This window comes from Flavobacterium bizetiae, assembly GCF_902804475.1.
Classification (GTDB): domain Bacteria; phylum Bacteroidota; class Bacteroidia; order Flavobacteriales; family Flavobacteriaceae; genus Flavobacterium; species Flavobacterium bizetiae.
Map to the genome: position 1 here is coordinate 1 of NZ_CADCSU010000173.1, position 4,879 is coordinate 4,879.

The following is a 4,879-nucleotide window of genomic DNA, read 5'->3' on the forward strand; positions in this document are numbered from 1 at the left end:
TTATTCGTTATGAGACTATTTTAAATGCTTACAGAAGTACTTTCTTTCCAGGATTTAGTAAACAAATTAAAAAGCGCATTAGAATCAACATCAATTTCAGAAGCTGAATACATTAGCATTAACTGATTCGTATCTTTATTGTGAGCCATATTCCAAAGCATTTTCGAAAGTCTGCCTTCGTATTTTTCGGGATTGTTGATGGTAACCACTACTAAAGTATCTCCGCCCGTTTTTTCAGATTGAATGTCGGCCACATCTTCCCAGTTTACAACACCAAAAGATTTCGACATAGGTGTAGTCTTACCGTAAAAGTTTTGTTTGTTGAGTTCGATTAATGGGCTTTTGTCTTTTAAGCCGATTACACTTTTTAATAAAAGAATAAACATGATTAAAAATACTGCGGCCGAAACCACTAATGGTTTTATTTTGAGTTCGCCATCAAATATTCCGGCACTATATAGAATAACAAGAAGCAGAATAATGCAGACTCCTAAAGAAGTAAATAATAGTTTTTTTGTTTTCTTTGAATTTCTGTAAAGTTGAATTCCGTTTCCTGTTGCGTTAATTTCCTGCATTTTAAATTTAATTGATTGTTTGTATTTGAATATTTATTTACTCGTTGTATGTAATTGTTTTTAACACATAGAGACATAGAATTACTAAACTTAAAAGAGGCGTTTCACTTGCATTAATTCATCCCGAGGCTTCGGGACTATGTGTGAGAAACAAGTTTCTTTCAATAATCTTTTCAAAAACATAAAATCTATGTTTCTATGTGTTTAATTTATTTTAGTCGTTACACCCGACTGATTTATTTTTATTTATTTAAAAATTCGTCCAATGATTTTTCCAATATCAGCAAAATCATCCAAATTGCTTACCGCTCTTTTTTCGGTAACGGTTTTGTCAATTTTAGAGAAAGGATAAATCAGGATGTAATTATTGTTCTTAAGATTTTTATTTAAAATTTCCGGTACATTTTGCATTTGCGATAGATAAGATGGCATGCCTCTGTCTGCCATGAGTATGATCAAACCTTCGTCCTGTTCTAAATTGCAGGCAGCCTCCTGAGCTTCCTGCCATGTCGTTACGGTATTAAAAATGGCTTCGATATTGGCCTTTTTAATGATACTCTTTAAAATCTCAGTCGTTTTATCATTAGCGTAAAAACTCATTTTTGCTCCTGAATTTTTACCAATATTCCACACTCTTAATAGCGAATGAAAAAATCCGGGTTCACGTTCCGCATTTGCCGGGATAAGAACAGCGTATTTTTTTATGGTAGCAACAGGTTGAACGGCGTGATAGATAATGACATTTATTTCCTTATTGCGTAAATATCCATTATACAAATTAAAAGTAAAAGAAGATGAAAAACCTTTTTCTTCTTCTAATCCAATGATAAGATCAGTGATATTTTGTTCTTTAACGACATTACTGATTCCTAATACTACATCATTATCATATCGGGTTATAGGATTTAGTTTTACATCGGCTCCAGCCGCCATATTTACTGCTTCACCAAGTAGTTTTTCTGCGTTTTTAGACGAAGATTCACTTTTAGCTTCATTGATAATATTTACGGCAAACAAGCTGTCTTTGTTGGTTTGTGTTTTGATGAGCAAACCAAGATTTACTATTTTTTCAACGATATTTTCGTGGTTCAGTGCCAAGAGAATTTTTTCATTTTCATGACTTGTTCCTGCAACCGTTTCTTCTTTATCGGCATCAGCAATTCGCTGTGCACTTGCCATAGAAACAAATGATGAAATCGTACATGAAACCAGAATAAGTAAGATACTTCCGTTCAGTACATGTTCGTTTAAAAGACGTACAGGTTCTCCAGCTTCATTTTCGAATAAAATAATATTGTATCCTACCATTACAGCTGCTAATGTTGCAGCTGCAGAAGCAGAGCTCATTCCAAAAATAAGTATACCTTCATCTTTGGTAAGGCTAAATGTTTTTTTCGTTAAAATAGCTGCTGCGTATTTTCCTCCAATAGAAGCAATCAGCATCACCGAAGCCACTCCCAAAGTTTCCCAACTCTGAATAAAAGCATTAAAATCGATAAGCATACCTACACTAATAAGAAAAAAGGGAATAAAAATCGCGTTTCCAACAAATTCTACACGATTCATAAGCGACGAAGTATGCGGTATAAGTCGGTTTAAGGCAAGACCGGCGAAGAAAGCGCCAATAATGGCTTCAATTCCGGCTAATTCTGCCAGTAAAGCGGCCAGATATATCATGACAATCACAAATATATATTGTGAAATTTTATCTTCGACATTCTTAAAAAACCAACGTGCTATAATAGGAAATACCAATAAAACGATTAGAGCAAATAACAGCATAGAAACGGATAATTGTACCCAAAACGAAGTTCCTACTTCGCCCTGAGACATCCCCACAACCACGGCCAGTACCACTAACGAAAGTACATCTGTAATCATAGTTCCGCCCACGGTTATGTTTACGGCCAGTTTTTTAGCGATGCCAAGTTTGCTTATCATAGGATATACAATAAGAGTATGTGACGAAAATAAACTGGCAAATAATACGCTGGTTAAAACCGAAAAATGCAATACATAATAACCGCCAATAAGCCCCAATACAAAGGGTACTATAAAAGTGTAAATTGAAAAAGTAATACTCTTCCATTTATTCTTTTTAAAATCGCCCATATCAATTTCAAGCCCGGCAAGAAACATGATGTACAGAAGTCCCGTTGTACCTATTACCACAACGCTGCTGTCTCTTGCCAGTACATTAAAACCGTTAGGACCTATTACAGCTCCTGCTATAATAAGACCCAAAAGATGAGGTACTTTTATTTTATTCAACAAAAGCGGAATGCACAATATTATAATAAGCTCAATGAGAAACTTTAATAAAGGATCTTCTATAGGCAGGGTAACGTGTTGTATACTTAAAAACATATATTATTTTTTTTGAGGAAGAGTCAATTCTACAGAAAATCTTGCAGTACAATTATCTTGTCCCGTGATCGTTTGCGTTCCTTTAATGACGTTGTTTTTGATGTCGTCAAGAACTACATTCATTTTTACACTATTTTTAGTAACACTGTCCGTTTTAAATTCAAGCAATATTTTATCTTCGATATACTTGGCCTGAAACACACGCGTAAGTTTTTTGTTATTTAAAACATTGGTATAAATTCCGGTAGAATCTGATAGAAATTGCCAGGTTTCGTTGCGCTGATCTCCTATTACATACTTGCTGCAGTTAGATTCCCGACACAACATTTTACTGTTCCAGATTCCCTGAATATTTTCAGGCCATTCTTTTACAGAGGTAGCAATCTCTTTTACAGTATCTTTTAATGCATAAATACTATCACGAAACGTGAGCAAAGATTGATAATCGGCTTCTTTTTCGGCTAATTTTTCTTCTCTTAAATTCAAAGCTTGTTCTCTCTCTTGCAGTTCTAGTTCTTTTTTATTTTCGCATGAAATAAACAAGCATGTAAAAAATAATATTAGAGGGATTTTTTTCATAAAACAGGTCTTATGGATTAATTTTTTTTGGAATAAAAACGGGCACTTTTACTGTTGTAAAAGAAATTTAGGTACTACAAGGTACTAAATTAATTAGGAAAGATCCAGCTTTTGACGCATTAAGATTTTTTAAGCGCAGTAAAATTGAGGTATTAAACACTGATAAATGCACAAAAAATCAGCTACAAACGATTGTTAATTAGAGGCTATAAATTTTTTATTTAAGGATGATAAACGGATTCTTTAAAATCTGTAATTTTTTAAAAAGAAACACTTAGAGTTATTGAGTTAACCTTATTTTTATTGAGTTAATCCGATGTCTTAAATTGAAGTATATTTATTCTAAAAATTACAAATAACTTACCATTTAATACATATAAATGCATTTCAAATACTTACTGATTTTTTTTGTTTTATTTTCAATTAAATCAAACGCTCAAATTTCTCAAATTGTAGAAGAAACCAAAAATTTCCGTGCAGCAGATTCGCTTTTAAAGGAGCCAAGCTTTTCTGTTCACAAAGACAATTACTTTTTAACCGGAGTACCTATTAATACAGATATTACCCGTAATACTGCAGATGTAAAATATCAGGTAAGTTTTAAGTTAAGATTAAAATCGAAGCCTTTATGGGGAGGATTTTTTCCCTATTTAATGTATACTCAAAAAGCATTTTGGGACATTTACGCGAGTTCGAAACCATTCTCAGAAATTAATTTTAATCCCGGTGTAGCCATTGTACGTCCGTTTTATTTAAAAGGAAACAGATTAACTTACGGAACAATCTCATTAGAACACGAATCAAACGGTAGAGATTCTATTTACTCCAGAACCTGGAATATGCTGGCATTTTCGTTAAAATCACAAATTTCTCCGCGATGGATTGTGGGACTTAGAGGATGGATTCCGCTTGTTGATAAAGAAGATAATCCCGGACTAACTAAATATGTAGGTTATGGCGAGGCAAGTGCCACGTACCAGATACAACCCGGACGATGGAGCGCAGATATTCTGTTCAGGAAAGGAAGCGGCCTTATTAATTACGGATCTTTGCAAACCCAAGTAAACTGGCGACCTTATAAAACCGAGAATTATTACCTAACGCTGCAATGGTTCGTAGGGTATACAGAAAGTTTGATAGATTATCAGGAACACAAAAGTATGGTACGTATAGGATTTACCATTAAACCCGAAAACATGGGGATTTTTTAAAAGTAAAAAATCTTCTATATACTTCATAAACAAAAAAAGCGCTCAAAGGAGTAGTCATGGTCGGAAGATTATTCTTCCGGCCTTTTTTGTTTTATACTTTAAAAAAAAATGTTTTTATTTATTTTATTTAACACGAATTTTCTTGTT

General features: G+C 33.6%; 4 protein-coding genes. 1 reads left to right on the forward strand and 3 read right to left on the reverse strand.

Annotated elements, in window-relative coordinates; translation table 11 throughout:
- Positions 1-20 precede the first annotated feature (20 nt).
- From FLACOL7796_RS21840 to FLACOL7796_RS21850, 3 genes are all read right to left on the reverse strand, one after another.
- Positions 21-575, reverse strand: a complete 555-nt coding sequence (locus FLACOL7796_RS21840; RefSeq protein ID WP_173972899.1) for an STM3941 family protein — start codon at positions 573-575, stop codon at positions 21-23.
- A 246-nt stretch (positions 576-821) separates the two neighbouring features.
- Positions 822-2,942 (reverse strand): cation:proton antiporter, encoded by a 2,121-nt coding sequence (locus FLACOL7796_RS21845; RefSeq protein ID WP_173972900.1) that lies wholly within the window; start codon positions 2,940-2,942, stop codon positions 822-824.
- A 3-nt stretch (positions 2,943-2,945) separates the two neighbouring features.
- A complete protein-coding gene (locus FLACOL7796_RS21850; protein WP_173972901.1) occupies positions 2,946-3,521 on the reverse strand; it encodes a hypothetical protein in 576 nt (191 codons plus the stop codon).
- A gap of 380 nt (positions 3,522-3,901) precedes the next feature.
- Between FLACOL7796_RS21850 and FLACOL7796_RS21855 the strand changes: the two genes are divergently transcribed.
- The gene (locus tag FLACOL7796_RS21855) at positions 3,902-4,732 is read left to right on the forward strand and encodes a phospholipase A (RefSeq protein ID WP_173972902.1); all 831 of its coding nucleotides are present in this window, start codon (positions 3,902-3,904) and stop codon (positions 4,730-4,732) included.
- Positions 4,733-4,879: the final 147 nt, after the last annotated feature.

Coding starts and splice junctions, on each gene's coding strand:
- FLACOL7796_RS21845 (WP_173972900.1), bottom strand. CDS start 2,942: ATGTTTTTAAGTATACAACACGTTACCCTGCCTATAGAAGATCCTTTA.
- FLACOL7796_RS21840 (WP_173972899.1), bottom strand. CDS start 575: ATGCAGGAAATTAACGCAACAGGAAACGGAATTCAACTTTACAGAAAT.
- FLACOL7796_RS21855 (WP_173972902.1), top strand. CDS start 3,902: ATGCATTTCAAATACTTACTGATTTTTTTTGTTTTATTTTCAATTAAA.
- FLACOL7796_RS21850 (WP_173972901.1), bottom strand. CDS start 3,521: ATGAAAAAAATCCCTCTAATATTATTTTTTACATGCTTGTTTATTTCA.